15 protein-coding genes are annotated in these 15,170 nt (G+C 69.4%); 1 reads left to right on the forward strand and 14 read right to left on the reverse strand.

Translation table 11 applies throughout. From position 1 onward, the window contains the following. From JQS43_RS11115 to JQS43_RS11180, 14 genes are all read right to left on the reverse strand, one after another. Nucleotides 1–2,427: a glycoside hydrolase family 38 N-terminal domain-containing protein gene (locus tag JQS43_RS11115; RefSeq protein ID WP_239679001.1), complete on the reverse strand. Its 2,427-nt coding sequence runs from the start codon at nucleotides 2,425–2,427 to the stop codon at nucleotides 1–3. After that, nucleotides 2,424–3,263 (reverse strand): carbohydrate ABC transporter permease, encoded by an 840-nt coding sequence (locus tag JQS43_RS11120; RefSeq protein WP_239679002.1) that lies wholly within the window; start codon nucleotides 3,261–3,263, stop codon nucleotides 2,424–2,426. Before JQS43_RS11120 ends, JQS43_RS11115 begins: the two co-directional genes overlap by 4 nt. Next, a complete protein-coding gene (locus JQS43_RS11125) occupies nucleotides 3,260–4,234 on the reverse strand; it encodes a carbohydrate ABC transporter permease (protein WP_239679003.1) in 975 nt (324 codons plus the stop codon). The genes JQS43_RS11120 and JQS43_RS11125 overlap by 4 nt, the downstream gene beginning before the upstream one ends. A 20-nt stretch (nucleotides 4,235–4,254) precedes the next feature. After that, nucleotides 4,255–5,529 carry an extracellular solute-binding protein gene (locus tag JQS43_RS11130; RefSeq protein WP_239679004.1) on the reverse strand — a complete coding sequence of 425 codons (1,275 nt, stop codon included), beginning with the start codon at nucleotides 5,527–5,529 and terminating at the stop codon, nucleotides 4,255–4,257. 13 nt (nucleotides 5,530–5,542) lie between these two features. Beyond that, on the reverse strand, nucleotides 5,543–5,935 hold the full coding sequence (rbsD, locus tag JQS43_RS11135; RefSeq protein ID WP_239679005.1) for a D-ribose pyranase: 393 nt from the start codon (nucleotides 5,933–5,935) through the stop codon (nucleotides 5,543–5,545). Beyond that, complete coding sequence (locus JQS43_RS11140) at nucleotides 5,935–6,870, reverse strand: ribokinase (protein WP_239679006.1); 936 nt, start codon at nucleotides 6,868–6,870, stop codon at nucleotides 5,935–5,937. The genes rbsD and JQS43_RS11140 overlap by 1 nt, the downstream gene beginning before the upstream one ends. Beyond that, nucleotides 6,863–7,900, reverse strand: a complete 1,038-nt coding sequence (locus JQS43_RS11145; protein WP_239679007.1) for a LacI family DNA-binding transcriptional regulator — start codon at nucleotides 7,898–7,900, stop codon at nucleotides 6,863–6,865. The genes JQS43_RS11140 and JQS43_RS11145 overlap by 8 nt, the downstream gene beginning before the upstream one ends. A 186-nt stretch (nucleotides 7,901–8,086) precedes the next feature. Beyond that, nucleotides 8,087–8,491, reverse strand: a complete 405-nt coding sequence (locus JQS43_RS11150) for an MmcQ/YjbR family DNA-binding protein (RefSeq protein ID WP_239679008.1) — start codon at nucleotides 8,489–8,491, stop codon at nucleotides 8,087–8,089. A gap of 4 nt (nucleotides 8,492–8,495) precedes the next feature. Next, nucleotides 8,496–9,263 (reverse strand): thioesterase II family protein, encoded by a 768-nt coding sequence (locus JQS43_RS11155; protein WP_239679009.1) that lies wholly within the window; start codon nucleotides 9,261–9,263, stop codon nucleotides 8,496–8,498. Then, on the reverse strand, nucleotides 9,256–10,110 hold the full coding sequence (locus JQS43_RS11160; RefSeq protein WP_239679010.1) for an alpha/beta fold hydrolase: 855 nt from the start codon (nucleotides 10,108–10,110) through the stop codon (nucleotides 9,256–9,258). The genes JQS43_RS11155 and JQS43_RS11160 overlap by 8 nt, the downstream gene beginning before the upstream one ends. After that, on the reverse strand, nucleotides 10,107–10,613 hold the full coding sequence (locus JQS43_RS11165; RefSeq protein ID WP_239679011.1) for an SRPBCC family protein: 507 nt from the start codon (nucleotides 10,611–10,613) through the stop codon (nucleotides 10,107–10,109). The genes JQS43_RS11160 and JQS43_RS11165 overlap by 4 nt, the downstream gene beginning before the upstream one ends. A gap of 89 nt (nucleotides 10,614–10,702) precedes the next feature. Further along, nucleotides 10,703–12,193, reverse strand: a complete 1,491-nt coding sequence (locus JQS43_RS11170; protein ID WP_239679012.1) for an FAD-binding protein — start codon at nucleotides 12,191–12,193, stop codon at nucleotides 10,703–10,705. Between the two features lie 27 nt (nucleotides 12,194–12,220). Continuing rightward, the gene (locus tag JQS43_RS11175) at nucleotides 12,221–13,759 is read right to left on the reverse strand and encodes a flavin-containing monooxygenase (RefSeq protein ID WP_239679013.1); all 1,539 of its coding nucleotides are present in this window, start codon (nucleotides 13,757–13,759) and stop codon (nucleotides 12,221–12,223) included. A gap of 11 nt (nucleotides 13,760–13,770) precedes the next feature. Continuing rightward, nucleotides 13,771–14,652 (reverse strand): class I SAM-dependent methyltransferase, encoded by an 882-nt coding sequence (locus tag JQS43_RS11180; protein WP_239679014.1) that lies wholly within the window; start codon nucleotides 14,650–14,652, stop codon nucleotides 13,771–13,773. 255 nt (nucleotides 14,653–14,907) lie between these two features. Here JQS43_RS11180 and JQS43_RS11185 point away from each other — a divergent pair, with 255 nt between their 5' ends. After that, complete coding sequence (locus JQS43_RS11185) at nucleotides 14,908–15,168, forward strand: hypothetical protein (protein ID WP_239679015.1); 261 nt, start codon at nucleotides 14,908–14,910, stop codon at nucleotides 15,166–15,168. The last annotated feature ends 2 nt before the right edge of the window (nucleotides 15,169–15,170 follow it).

The following is a 15,170-nucleotide window of genomic DNA, read 5'->3' on the forward strand; positions in this document are numbered from 1 at the left end:
TCACTCCTGTTCGGTGCGGTGGACGGTGGCCCACACCTCGCGGTGGGTGTCCAGGTCACGGGTCTGTTTGCCGGCCTCGACGAGGTCGATCGCGACGGTGGCGATCTCGTGCCCGCGTAGCCGGACGGGGATCCGGGAGAGCGGCCCGGGCTCCCGGGTGACTGGCAGGGGCTCCCGCAGCTCGCCGAGGGCGGTGGCCCGCCAGGCGCGGGCGACCGTGCCGTCGACCACGATGGTCGCCTCGCCGGCGGCGCCGTGGAACTCGACCAGCCGCAGCAGCGTCGGCCGGTCCACCTCGCTGCTGGCGTGCCCGGCGAGCCCGGCGGCGGCGTGGTCGGTCTCCCGGTAGCAGGCGGTGAGCAGGGCGCCGGGGTGGCCGGTGAGCTGGGCGAGTGATGCGGTGGGTGGCAGGTCGCCGCCGTCGCTGGCCGGGGTGGCAAGCAGCGGCGGGCGGGTGAACTCCTGGGCGAGCCGCCACCGGCTGGCGTGGTCCAGGCCCTGGTGCGCCACCACCCGGACCCGGGCGTCCAGCTGCCGGCGGAAGTGTTGCTCGTCCCACGGGTCGTACATGGACAGCACGTTCCACACGCCGTGCCCGGCCCGGAGGAAGCCCTGGCCGCCGTCGTGCAGCCAGAGCAGCCCGGCGCCGTCGGCGGTGACCAGGTCCACCAGCTGCAGCCCGGTCAGCGGGTCGACGATGGTCTCGAAGACCTGCGGTGAGGTCATCCAGTCGCCGGTCGGATACTTCCGCTGGTAGCTGCCCCGGCCGGTGACCTCGGTGATCGCGTAGGGGGTGTCGTGGAGCCGCGTCGCCACCGCAAGGTCGGGCTCAATCAGGGTCATCAGGGCGGCGTGGTGCCGGCCGTCGGGTCGGTGCAGGTCGGTGGCGGTGAAGGTGAGGTCGACCGCGTTGCGCTCCGGCGCCAGCGCGACGGTGACCGTGACCTCGTCGCCGGCGGGGGAGCGGTGGTGGATCACCACCGTCTCACCGTCGACCTCGACCGTGGTCGGGGTGAACGTCTCGGCCTGGCCGCCGCGTTCCCGCCGCAGGTTGCCGAGCCCGGCCGGCCCGCAGGGCAGGTCGCCGAGCTGGCTGACCACGCCCCGTTCGCGGTCCACGATGACCCGGTAGCCGCCGCGCCGCAGCGTCACCGACGCCGGGTCGGCCTCGACCGTCACCGGTGGGGCGAGCGGCTCCTCCCCGGTCAGCACGGCATACCCGGTGGCCGGGAGGATCACCCGCCGGTCGCCGACCAGGGCCGGCCGGGCCCAGCCGAGCGGGTTGACCGCGACGGTCCGGCCGGGCTCACCACGGGTCCGGGCGGCCAGGTGCGCCACCGTCCGGTCCAGCACATGGTCGGCGAGCGCCTGCCCGCGGGCCAGCCCGGCGTACCCGACGTGTCCACACAGGCCCTCGCACTCGTCGTTGTCGTGGTGCTGGAAGGCGAGCAGTTCCCGCCACCCCTCCTCCAGCTCCCACACCGGGTAGACGTCCCAGTGCGGGTAGGGGCGACCGAACCGGCCGGCCAGTACCGACACGGTTTCGGCCGCGAGCAGGGTCTGCTCGGCGGTGCGGCTGGCCCGGTGGCCGTGATCGCCGTTCTTGCCCAGGCTCATGCCGTGGAAGACCTGGTCCATCGAGTACCTCCGGGGCACCGCATGGTCCCGGACCGCGTCGAGGACCTCGGCGAGAGTGCCGTAGCGCAGCCTCACTCCGGGGGTGTCGGCCAGCCGGCGTACGCCGTCGATCAGCAGCTCGGAGCGGCACATCCAGTCTGGCGAGGGCAGCAGTTCCAGCCATTGCTGGATCACCGGGGCGGGCGACTCGGCAAGCAGCGGGTGTCGCTGGAGGGCGGCGAAGTCCTCCGGCCACTGGTGCAGGTTTAGCGGGCCACGGGGAGCGGTCAGGATGGTGCTGCCGTCGAGCCCTTCCCACCAGATCGCCGGGGCCTGCTCTTCCGGCACGTGTGGGGTGTGCCAGGTCCACTGGAAGAACAGCGACGCGTACTCATACCCGCAGTCGAGCAGCAGCTGCGGCAGCTGCGGAAAGAACGCGAACTCCTCCTCCCAGAAGCTGCGCGGGCGGACCCCGAGGAGCCGGTGGACGCCCCGGACGCCGTAGCTGAGCTGCCGTACCGCGGACTCGCCATGGTGGAACAGTGGGTACGGCTGGCCGTAGCTGCCGCCGACGATCTCCACCTCGCCGCGGCGCAGCGCGGCCCGCAGCTCCGCCAACGCGGCCGGGTCTTCGGCGGCGAGCTTCTCGTAGCCGACCGCGTCGAAGTTGAGGTTGCCGCGGGCGCCGGTGGCGGCGGTGAAGGTGAGCATGTCCCGGATCGAGGCGCCGAGCACGCCGTACCCCCACAGCCATTGCATGTCGACCCAGTGGAAGTGGTTGCCGAAGGTGTACCAGACGTCCCGGGTCATTTGCCGGACCCCGCGGTCAGGCCGGCGATGATCCGGCGCTGGCCGATCACCACCAGCACGATGATCGGCACGATCATGAACATGGCCAGGGTGGCCATCAGATCCCACGGTCGGGAGGTGGTGCCGCTGGTGACCTGGGTCAGCTGGATCAGCCCGATGGTAAGGGTGCGGGTGTCGACCGAGTTACTGAAGACCAGCGGGAAGAACAGCTCATTCCAGGCGGTGATCAGATTGATGATGAACAGCGTCACCAGCGCCGGCTTCATCAACGGCCAGACCACCAGGTAGAGCATCTGCACGAAGTTGCTGCCGTCGATATGCGCCGCCTCCTCCAGTTCGACCGGGATCTGTTTGACGAATGAGATCAGCAGCCACACGGTGAGCGGGATCAACAGGCTGCCCTGCAGCAGCACCAGCCCGTGCAGGGTGTCGACCAGCCCGAGCGACTGGTAGAGGCGGAACAGCGGGATGGTGGTGGCGATCTGCGGCAGCGCCATGCTGAGCAGCAGCAACAACAGGACCACGTTGCTGCCGCGGAATCGCAGCCGAGCGAAGGCGTACGCCGCCAGGAACGCCAGCCCCACCGACAGGGTCGCCGACCCCACCGCGAAGACCACCGAGTTGCGCAAGTAGGTCCAGAGTGGCACCTGGTCGACGGTGCGCTCCACGGAGTCGAGCGTCGGCCGGGTGGTGAAGTAGGTCGGCGGGTCCGAGAGCAGCTGGTCGGAGGGCAGGAAGGCAGAGAGCAGGATCCAGTAGACCGGCACCCCGAAGATCAGCGCGAAGACCGCGAACCCCGCGTACGGCCCGCCGCGGGCCAGCCAGCGCCGGATCACAGCTGCACCTCCGTCCGACGGAACAGCCGCAGCGCCGCCACCCCGACGCCGAGCACGATCAGGAAGAGCAGCATCGCGATCCCGGAGGCCCTGCCGTGCTCGAGCCCGATGAACGCTTCCTGGTAGGCCAGGTAGGGGGCGACCTGGGTGGCGGTGCCGGGGCCGCCGCCGGTCATGCCCAGCACCGTGTCGAAGGTGCCGAGTTGAAAAATCACCATAAATATCCCCATAGTGATGACGAGCGGGGTGACCAGCGGCACCACCACGCTGCGGATGGTCCGGAACCACCCGGCGCCGTCGACCTTCGCCGCCTGATACAGCTCCTGCGGCACCCCCTGCAGACCCGCCAGGATCACGAAGGCCACAAACGGTACGGTCCGCCAGACGTTGGCGATGATCACCGCGGCCTTCGCCGCGATCGGGTGGGTGAGCCAGTCCACCTCCAGCCCGACCGTCCCGAGTAAATGCGGCACCATGCCGAAGCCGTCGGCGAAGATGAACCGGAACCCCAGTGCGGAGACGATCGCCGGGATCGCCCACGGGATCAGCGCCACCGCCCGGGCCAGCCCACGCAGCTTGAAGGCGGCGTTGAGCAGCAGCGCCAGGGCGAAGCCCAGCACCAGCTCCAGCACCGTCGACACCCCGGCGAAGACCACGGTGAACAGCAACGCTTGGCGTACCACCCGGTCGTCGAGCAGGGCGGTGTAGTTGGCCAAGCCGATGAAGGTCGTCTCGGCCCGGTAGCCGCTCTCGTCGGTCAGGCTGGTCCAGGCCGTGGCCAGGAACGGGTAGACCGAGGTGAAGAGCCGCAGCCCGAGGGCCGGCACGATCAGGATGGCCGCGACCAGCCACACTCGACGCGGCAGCGAAAGCCGGCCGAGCAGCCGGGCCACCGCCCACCGCAGGTCCGACCGCCGGCGTTCCGCCCCTTCCGGGGCGGCCGCCGGTGGCGCAGTTCGGGCGAGATTCATAGGGTTCCGGGCCTTTCAGGTCAGGACAGGTCGTCGATCCGGGCGGCGCCCTCGGACATCGCCTCATCGAGGTCCATCTGGCCGGCGAGGTAGGCCTGGCCGATGTCGTCGATGATGGTTTCGGCCCGGGCCGCCTGCGGGTGGAACGGGCGCGGCGCGACGTGGCCACCCTCGCTGTACTCCCGCATCGCGGCGACGATGCCGGAGTCGCCGAGCGCGTCGAGCACGCTGGTCCGGGCCGAGATGAAGAACGAACTCGCCTCGGCCAGCCGGACCGCCACCTCGTTGCCGGACATGAACCGGACGAACTGCTTGGCCTGCTCCTTCTTGGTGCTCGCGGTCGGGATCGCGTAACCCCAGCCGCCCGCCCAGGTCAACGCGCCGCCCGGACCGGCCGGCGGCGGCGTGATCAGCACCTTCTCCTCGGCGTACCAGTCGGTGTTGTCGGCGGCCACCCCGTCAAAGAAGGTCCACTGCCGCATCGAGAGCAGATTGTCCTGCATATAGGAGCTGTTGAGCTGGTCGTAGGTCCAGGTGAGGGCGTCGCGGGGGAAGAGCTCCCGGTCGATCAGCTCGCGGGCGAAGGCGAACGCCTCCTCGATCCGGGAGTCGAAGGCGTAGAGGTCGCCGCCGGACTGCGCCGCCAGGTACGCCAGGTAGACGAAGGTCAGGCCGGGCTTGCTCGCCGCGTCCCCCAGCGCGTACATGCCGGTCTGCTGCTTTACCTCCTCGCCAATCGTGATCAGCTCATCCCAGGAGGTGGGTGCGGCGAGGTCCAGGTCGGCGAGCACGTCGCTGCGCAGCCAGTGGTAGCCCAGCTCCCAGTTGTGATAAACCCGCATGATGTTGCCGTCGACGGTGTTCCAGGTGGCGGTGCCCTCAGCCATCCCATCGGTCAGGTCGTCGGCGAGCTCGTCCGGCAACGCGTCGTCGAGCGGCTCCAGCCAGCCGCCGGCCACCATCGCGGCACCCGCCGGGTCGTCCACATCGACTACGTCGTACGGAGTGGTGCCGGAGTTGAACGCGGGAACCAGTTGGGTGAGCAGGTCCTGCCCGGAGGCGGGACCGCCCTCCAGCTCGACGGTGATCCCGGTCTCGGCGGTGAACTCGTCGATGATCGGCCGGATAGCGTCGTGGGCGAAGGCCTGCACCGCGTAGACGATGGTGTCGTCGCCGGAGTCCGACGACGAGGAGCCACCGTTGCCGCAGCCGGATAGGACCGGTCCGGCGGCGGCAGCACCGGCGCCGAGCGCGGATAAGCGTAAGAAGTTTCGGCGGTTCAGTGGGCGGGACATTTCAACCTCCTGTTTAGAACGCCACCCCCGCGACCAGCGCGGCGTTGGCGTAGCGGGTGCACTCACCGGTACGGATAATCAGGTGAGCGGAGTGGCACAGTCGTTTGAGTTCGGCGTGCGGCACGGTCTGGCGGGGCAGTCCGGCGCAGTGTTCGGCGAGCACGGTGTCGGCGGGTTCGCCGGTGGTCTCCTCCGCCACCACCAGCTCCTCCACCACCAGGCTCGCCAGCACCGCGCGGAGCACTTCGGCGAAGGAAGGGACGCCGGGCACCAGGCTCAGGTCGATGACCTCCACTCCGGACGGTAGCGGCAACCCGGCGTCGGCGATCACCACCAGGTCGGTGTGGCCGGCGGCGGCGAGCGCGCGTAGCAGCTGCGGATGGAGGAGCGGGTGGTCGCATAGCATCAGCGTTCGTCTCCGGACTTTGGGTCGGGTGGGTGCGGGTAGTAGCGGGCGCCGAGCTGGGTGACCGCGGTGGCGCCAGCGGCGACCCCGGCCGTGACCGCCTCGGCCACCCCGTCGCCGGCGGTGAGGGCCACCGCGAAGGCGCCCACGAACGCGTCGCCGGCGCCGACCGTGTCGACCGCCTCGACCGATGGCGCCGGGCAGGCGCCGGCGTCGCCGTCGGGGGTGGCGTAGACCGCACCCCGCGATCCCAGGGTGACGACCACGGCGCAGCCGGCGCTCGCGGCGGCCTGCGCGGCCTGCGGCGGGGTGGTCACTGACAGCCCGAGGCTGTGCCGCGCCTCGGTCTCGTTGACGACGAGCACCGTCAGGCTGGCGAGCAACTCCGGGTCGAGGGCGGCGGCGGGCGCGGCGTTGCAGACGGTGCGCGCCCCGACCGCTCGGGCCGACCGGACCAGTTGCCGGATCGCCGGCACCGGCACCTCCAGCTGGCAGACGACGACATCGCCTGGCCGCAACCCGGCGACGGCGCCCGCCACGTCGGCCTCTCCGACGGTCAGGTTCGCCCCCGGCGCTACCGCGATCATGTTGTCCCCGGCGTCGTCGACCAGGATCAGCGCGACGCCGGTGGGCGCCTCGCGGTCGATCTGGACGCCGCTGTCGTCCACTCCCGCCGCGGCCAGGCTCTCGCGGAGTAGCTGCCCTTCGTCATCGGCGCCGACCCGGCCCACCATCCGTACCGCTGCCGGCAGGCCGCGGCGCTGGGTGGCGTGGGCGGCGGCGACCGCCTGGTTCGCCCCCTTGCCGCCGGGGCTGCGGAAGAGCCCGGAGCCGAGCACCGTCTGCCCAGCCTGCGGCAACTCCGGCAACTGCACCGAGAGATCAGCGTTGAGGCTGCCGAAGACCACGATCCGGGGCGGCCGGGGGTCAGTCATGAGCCACCTCCGCGGAGCCGGGCCGGGCGGTGCTGTCCCGGACGACCAACGTGGTGTCGAGCAGGTGAACCGTCGGCGATGGCGGTTCGGCGGTCTCGGCCTCGGCCGCCTCAAGCTGGTCCAGCAGTAGGTCGGCGGCGCGCTGTCCGAGCGCGAAGATTGGCTGCGCCACCGTGGTCAGCGTGGGGGAGGTGTAGGCGGCGAGATGGATGCCGTCGAAGCCGACCACGCTGACCTGCTGCGGCACCGGGATCCCGTGCTCGGTGAACATCGCCAGCAACCCGATCGCGGTCAGGTCGTTCGCGGTGAAGACGGCGGAGAAGTCGATTTCCCTAGCTAGTAGCTCCCGGCCGGCGGTCCAGCCGCCGTCCTCTAGGAAGTTGCCCGGGACGATCAAGCGCTCGTCCGGCGGGAATCCGGCGGCCCGCAGCGCGTCCTCCCAGCCGGCCCGCCGGGCGGCGGTCACCGACAACTGCGGTGGACCGGTGACGTGGGCGATCCGGCGGTGGCCGAGCGAGAGCAGGTACTCGGTTGCCTTGCGGGCACCGTCGCGATGGTCCACCGCGACCAGCGCGGTGTGCGGCAGCGCGATCTCCCGGTCCATCACCACCACCGGCAGGCCAGCGGCCGCCTCGGCGAAGCGTTCGCCGCTGAGCGCGCCGGCCACCAGGATCACGCCGTCGACCTGTTTGCGGCGCAGCGTCACCAGGTCCTGTAGGGCTTTCTCCTCGTCGTCGGCGTTGTGGCACAGCAACAGCAGGTGTCCGCGCTGGTCGGTAATGGTCTGCACCCCTTTGACCAGCTCCGGGAAGTACGGGTTGGTGATGTCCGGCAGCAGCAGCGCGATCGTCTGGGTGGATTTGCCGACCAGGCTGCGTGCCACGTCGTTCGGCTCGTAGCCAAGCTCATGGGCGATCTCGATGACCCGGCGGCGGGTCTCGGCGGAGATCCGGGAGCGGTCGTTCAGCGCTCGGGAGACGGTAGCGATCGAGACTCCCGCGCGGTTCGCGACGTCGTACACCGTCACCATCAGGGGTTTCCTCCGCTCACTCGACTGCGTAAGCGCTTACGCAGGTGGGCTGAGGATAGGAGCGTTATTCACGTTCCGTCAAGGCTGGCGGCGGTCACCGGTTGGTTCGCCGAGGCAGAATCGGCCGTTCGGCCGAGGTGGTCGTGGGTGCCGAGGTCCCGGTGGGCGGCGGAGTAAGCGCGAGCGCTATCCGCCAGCCGCCTGGGCGTCGAGCGCGGCGACTCGGCGCGGCCCGGCCGTCCGTCGGTAGCTGGCGTCGAGCAGCTCGTTGATCTCGCCCCAGTCGGAGTTGTCAGCCAGGTCTATCCCGAGCCACCCGGACGGGCCCAGGTAGGCCGGCACATAACAGCGATCGTCACCCAGCAGCGCCGCCCGCTCATCGGGATCGACCAGGACGAGCACCGAGCGTTCGTGTTGCCGGTAGCCGCCGTCGACCTTCACCGAACCGCCGTAGTAGGCGAAGACCTTGGTGGTGAAGAAGGCGGGATGCCCATGTGAGATCTTCTCGCGGGCGTCGGGGAACGCCAACGCGAGCGCGCGCACCTGGGCCAGGAGCGGGTCTGCCTCGTCGAACATGATCGGGTGCGGCATACCTTCAGGGTAAGGCGTCCGCTAGATCTTGCTGCACGTTGGCCAACACCTGGTCGGGGTGTTCCTTTAGGTAGAAGTGACCACCTGGGAAGACCCGGGTGGTGAACTGGCCGGTCGTGACCTCGTGCCAGGCGTCGACCTCGGCCGGCGGGGCGATCGGGTCTTCGGCTCCGGCGTAGCCGAAGACCGGATAGTCCAGCGGCTTGGCGGGTGTGGGCTGGTATAGCTCGTGGATCGTGTAGTCGGCCCGCATGGTTGGCACCAGGAACTGCATGACCCTAGGCCGTTCGAGGATGGTCGGCGGCGTGCCCGCTAGCCGGACCATCTCCTGGGCGAACTGTTGGTCGTCGAGGAGATGCAGATATGGGGGAGGGTTTGGTAGCGCAGGTGCCCGCCGGCCGGAGACGAACAGGCAGATCGGCTCCGGCATGCTGAGCTGACGCAGCCGGAGCGCGGTCTCGTAGGCGACGGCGGCGCCGAGGCTGTGGCCGAACAAGGCGAAGGGTCGATCGAGCTCTGGCCTCAGCGCCTCGACGATGCCGGCTACCAGCGGCGCCATGCGTTCGTACGGAGGCTCTCGGAAGCGGCCCTCTCGGCCGGGCGGAACGACCGGGCGGACCGCGATCTTTGGGGCCAAGGCGCGGCGCCACGGCTGGAAGAACCGGCCGCCGCCACCCGCGTGCGGCAGGCAGAAGAGTCGCGGTCCCGGCTGTCCGGGTGGATCGAGGCCATCGAACCAGGACGGTGGGGCAGGCAGCGACCGATTAACCACTATGGACCAGGTCGTCGATGACCGCGGCGATCCGGCCGGGGCGCTCGAGCGGCAGCATGTGACCGGCCCCCGGCAGTAGCTCGTACCGTGACTGCGGAATCGCGTCGGCTACCGCTTGGCCGAGTTTCGGGGCGATGACTGTGTCGGAGTCGCCCGCGAGCACCACCGTCGGGCACGTGATGGTGCGCAGCCCGGGGCGCTGATCCATGCCGCGGGTGCTGCTGAAGCAGGCGGCGCGCACCGGCCCGGGGGTGGCCGCGAAGAGCCGCCGGTGGGTCTCCAACGCGGCCGGGTTGACCCACGTGCCCATCGTCTGCCGGAGCATCCGCCGGCCGAGCGCCGGCAGCGACAGCGCCGAACTGAACAGGCCACTACCCATCATCCGCACCTCGGCGGGTTTGGTGTCCTGGTCGTGCGCCGCGGTGGCGAGCAGCGCCAGGCCGCGTAGCCGCCGCCGGGCGTCCGCTGCGTGGCCGATGGCGTACGACAGCGCGGCGAAACCGCCGCCGGAGTGGCCGACCAGGATGACGCCGTCGGCGTCGGCCTGGGCGAGGATGCTCGCCAGGTCGTTGCCGAGGCGCGGGATGGCGATCGGCTCGCTGCCTAAACTGGATTCGCCGTGGCCACGCTGGTCGTAGGCGACGACCGTATGCCCCAGGTCGAGCAGTCGCCGCGTCACCGGTCGCCAGCCTGCCCGGCCGGCGGCCCAGCCATGGCTGAGTAGGACGGTAGCGCCGGAGGCGTAGCCGTTGGGCCGGTGTACGGTCACCGCGAGCTTGGCGCCATCGTCGGTGGGCACGACCTGGTGCGAGCTGCTGGCTTCCCGGCGCAGGACCGGCTGGCTCACTGGAGGATCTCCTGTTTCGGTCGGCTGTCGGCGGTGTCGTCGGCCAGCTGGGCCGCGAGGCTGGCGAATGCGTGCTGGGTGGCGGCGGAGTGCTGGGCGCCGATGTCGGTGAGCTTCGACAGCAGCTTGAGCATGCCCTGCGGGTCCGCCTCGAAGCGCATCCCGATCAGGGTGTGTCCGGTGCCGTCGATGGGGTGGAGGAGGAACTCGCAGCGGCCACGGAAGGCTCCGGAGATGTAGTCGGCGGATAGCCGCCGGCCCGGCTCGACCGCCTTGGTGCGGGCGGTGAACCGCAGCTTCGGTCCACCTTTGTCGACGCCCTTGGGGTGTACCGTGACTTCGGTCTCGCCGCCGATCTGTTCCGGTCCGACCGGCCCGGCGCGGAAAGTGTTGTGGGGAACCCACCATCGGCCGGCGCCACGAAGTTCGGCGATCAACGACTCCCAGACCACGTTCGGTGGCGCCGGGATTCTGGCCTCGTCGACGAGGTCGTATCTGCGCATCTGGCTTCCTTCTGGGTTGGCCGGCCGGTGCTCCACCTGTTAGCGGTGCCCGGACGGCTCACCGAGCTGTCCGGACACCGCTGGTCGGGTCAGGAGAAGAAGCCCTGGCCGGGGGTGAGGATGTTGGCGGGGTCGTAGACGAACTTGGCCGCGCGGAAACCGGGCCACAACAGGCCGAAGTGGCGGCGCCAGTCGCTGGTGGTCATGTCCGGGATCGCCCCGACTAGGTAACGCTTTCCGCCGAGCGACACCCCAAGGTCGTAGAGGCGACGGTTCTGGTCCATCATCCGGTCGATGCCCGGGTCGCCGGGCACCGGGAACCGCAGCAGGTCGAACAGGTACGCCGTGCGTTGGATCGGCTTGGCGAACATCGGCCGGGTCAGCTTCGACACCGGGAAGGGGTAGAACCCGGCGAACCCCGCGCCCAGGTCCTCGGGGACGAGTTCGTCCACCACCGCGGAGATGTACTGCTGGGTACGGGTGGCGGGCAGCACCATGCTGAACCAGGGCTTCGGCTGCTCCCAGAAGCCGTTGTCCTTGAGGAAGTCTTCGTACGGGTCGATCCGGAAAATCCACTGCGCGTACGGCATCTGCGCGACTTCACGCTCGGCCTGCTCATCGTTGAGCCCGCGGAGCAGGTGCTCCTGGTCCGGCGGGTCGCCGTCGAAGTAGACCCCGGCCTCCACCTTGTACCGCCAGGAGGTGTCGTCGAGGGTCCGGACGATCTCCCCGGACTGGTGGTCGAAGCGGCCTTCGTGGGCCAGCTTCTCCGCGTCGGCGCAGTAGGCGGCGAGGTCGTTGTAGAAGAGGTTGAACACGATGATGTTGGGTTTCGCCGGGACCAGCTTGACCCGGGCCCGCACGATCAGCCCGACCTGGCCGCCACCGCCGAGCGCGGCGAGGAACAGCGCAGGGTTGCGGGAGAGGCTGGCGGTGAGCAGTCTGCCGGTGCCCGTGACGATCTCGATCTCGTCGACGGTGTCGCAGAGCAGGCCGTGCTGGTGCACGGTGCCGCCGATGCCGCCGACGCTGATCGTGCCGCCGACGGTGAGGTGCAGGTAGTCGGGGAGCGCGGGCGGCGTCTTGCCGTGCGCCAGCGTCGCCTGTGCCAGCTCGGCCCAGGTTACGCCGGCGTCCACCACCGCCGAGTCGGCGTCGATCTGGTGGATCTGGTTGAGTTCGCGGGCGTCGATGGAGATCCCGTCGGGCACCGCCGCCTGGCCGTAGTTGGAGTGGGATTCCAGATCGGTGCCGGTGCCGCTCTGCCCGTTCATCGCGATGGTCAGCCGGTTCTGGCGGGTGAACCTGACCGCCTTGACGATGTCGTCCACCGAGCCTGGCCTGAGCACCGCCCGCGGGGTTCCGGGGGTGGTCAATCGCCCGAAGTCGTGGCTGAAGCTCTCCAACACCTCGGGGGCGGTCTCCAGATGCCCGTCGAAGGGTGGCGCCCAGGCCACGTCGGTGCGGCCCGCGGCGGCCGCCGCGGTGAGCCAGCCGCCCGCAGCTTGGCTGAACCCGACTGCCAGGGCTCCGGCGGCGGCGCCCTTGAACAAGGTACGCCGGTTGACATGGTTGCTCATCGGTTCTCCCAGGGTGACGAGGTTGGTTCAGGCGGACTGGTGGGCGGGGTACCCGGCCGCCGCAGAGGTGGCGAGTTGGTAGGCGGCAAGGTCGAAGCGTTGGGTCTGCCGACGGAAACGGAAGGTGTAGGTCGGCCAGATCGAAGGGTTCCGGCCGTTGTCGTCGAGGTACCAACTGCGGCAGTTGCTGGCGTGCCACACGGTCGACGCCAGTCGCTGGTCGAGCCGCTGGTTGTACTCATCCTGTGCCTGCTCGCGAACCTCGACGCTGGTGAGGCCCCGCCGGTCGAGCTGGCGAAGGGCGTCGAGGATGTAGGCGATCTGGGCTTCGATCATCACGGTCTGCGACGAGTGGCCGAGGGTGGTGTTCGGGCCCAGCAGCATGAACAGGTTGGGGAAGCCGTGCACGGTGGTGCCCCGGTAGGCGCTCATCCGGTCCCCCCAGGCTTCGGCCAGGGTGATGCCACCACGCCCGGTGAGCCGTTCGGCGATCGGTCGGGAGGTGGCGTGGAATCCGGTGCCGAAGATGACCACGTCGGCGGGGCGCGTTACGCCGTCGGTGGTGACGATCGAGTTTGGAGTTGCGTGGGCGATGCCGGTGGTGACCACCTCCACATTCGGTGAGCTGACCGCGGGGTACCAGTCGTTGGAGAAGAGCAGCCGTTTGCAGCCGACGGTGTAGTCGGGGGTCAGTTTCTCCCGGAGTTGCGGATCCGCGACGCTCTTCGTCAGGTGTTTGTGCGCCATCTGTTGGATGGTCTTCTTGGCGCGCTTCGGGTTGCCGAGGAGGAAAGCGAGGATCTCCCGGCCGTTCTTGTTGAAGTTGCGCCGGAAGTTCTGGTAGCCGGGAAGATTGCGGCGCAGCCACCGTTCCCGGGCGGTGATCTCCTTGTCGGCTTTCGGGCCTACCCACGGGGCGGTCCGCTGGTAGACGTCGAGGTGCTCGACCTTCGGCTGGATCGCCGGGACGAACTGGATCGCCGAGGCGCCGGTGCCGACTACCGCGACTCGCTTGCCGGCCAGGTCGACCTGGTGGTCCCAGTTGGCCGAGTGGAAGGCGGGGCCGTTGAAGGCGGCCATGCCGTCGATCCGGGGCTGCACCGGGTCGCTGAGGTAGCCGGTCCCGGTCACCAGGACCTGGGCGGTGTACTCACCAGCGCTGGTGGACAGCAGCCACCGGCGGTCGACCTCATCCCAGCGCGCCGCAAGCAGCTCGTGACCCAACCGGAGGTACGGCCGGACGCCGTACTCGTCGGCGCAGTTCCGAAGGTATTCGAAGAGTTCATCCCGCTTCCCGAAGGTTGAGCTCCAGCGGGGGTTCTGGGCGAACGAGAAGGAGTAGAGCAGGGACATCACGTCGCAGGCGCACCCCGGGTACGAGTTGTCCCGCCAGGTGCCGCCGACCTCGTCGGCACGTTCGAATACCAGAAAGTCGTCCATCCCGGTCTGCAGGAGTCGGATGGCCATTCCCAGCCCGGAGAAACCGGATCCGATGATCGCCACCTTGAGGTGGCGGGGAGGGCGGGCAGCGTCAGCGCCGGATCGTTCGGCAAGCGTCGTCGACATTGCGGCTCCTATCAGCGACGCGTCAGTACGATGCGGAAGTTGTTGAAGTACCCGTCTTCGAGGGTGTAGGCGAAGATGTCCAGGTATCGTTCGAACCTGGCGACCACCTCCTCACCCTCGAGGGCGACCGCGGCGGCGCGGTTCTCGGCCAGCTGGGTCAACCAGACCCGGCAGGCTTGGCTGAACGATTCCCGCTCGTTGCGGATCTCCACCACTTCGAACAGGCCCTCGACCCCGGCGGTGAGTTCGTGCAGGTGCGGGATGTGGCAGTCCTTGAACTCTTCCCGCTGCAGGAATTTCAGATCTTGCAGTAGTTCCCGGTTGAGCGGCTGGCGTTCGGCGGTCATGGTGTGCAGGACGAAGCCGGCGCCGGGGCGCAGCAGTGAGTGCACCTTTTCGAAGAAGGTCCCGAACCGGCGGGTGCGGTCTTTGGCCGGCAGGCTCGCCGAGACGAAATGCTCAAGGGCGTTGACGCAGAACGCCGCGTCGTACGGGTCGTCGGCCCGGTGGTCCTCCCAGCTCTCCACCCGGATCGCCACCCGCGGGTTGGCTAGGGCATCTACCCATTCCTTCTGGGTGCGGCTGAGGGTGACCCCGACGGCCTGTTCTGCGCCGTGGATCCGGGTGACCCGGTCCAGCATCGTGCCCCAGCCAGATCCGATGTCCAGCACCCGGCGGGCGTCTCCGGCGCCGGCAAGATCAATGAATGTGTCGATCTTGCGAAGCTGAGCCTCGTCGTGGGCTGCGTGCAGGTCCTCGTCCGCGGCCCAGTAGCCGCCGGAGTACATCATCGTCGGGCCGAGCAGCAGCCGGTAGAAGGAGTTGCCGACCTCGTAGTGATGTCGGATCGCATCAAGCTCTGGATGCGCCGCCGGCATGGTGGCGATGGTCATCTCGACCCCTTTTCTTCTCTCCGCGTCGGGTGGGACCTCGGTGTCGTGTCGAGGTAATCCGCCGGCCGCAACAGCCGCGCAACATGTCGGCCGAGCCCGGTTGACGATCATGCCGGCGTCGCGTCCTCCGGTCGGGCGGGTCGGCGTCGGCGGACCGCTACGTTGCGTGTGTGTTGCGCTCACGTCGTTAGCTGCCTACGACCGGTTGGCCGGAACCATCCGAGGTCGCCGGCCCCGACTCGAAAGGACCGGAGCATGCAGATCCCTACCGTCGAGGAACTAGCGGCTCAGTTGCAGGCCGTTTCCGGCGCAGACGAGGTGCACCCCGACGCCTCCATCCAGAACATCGCGGATGTCGACTCGCTCGACCTGATGGAGTGGCTGTACAACTTCCAGAACGAGTACCCGGGCATCCCGGCGGACGAGTCGCTGTTCAAGGACATCGACGAGACCACCACGATGCGTACGGTGCATGCGCGCCTGGAAGCGCTCGCGAGCGAGACGACAGCGGTCTAGCC

The organism is Natronosporangium hydrolyticum (genome assembly GCF_016925615.1).
Lineage (GTDB): Bacteria > Actinomycetota > Actinomycetes > Mycobacteriales > Micromonosporaceae > Natronosporangium > Natronosporangium hydrolyticum.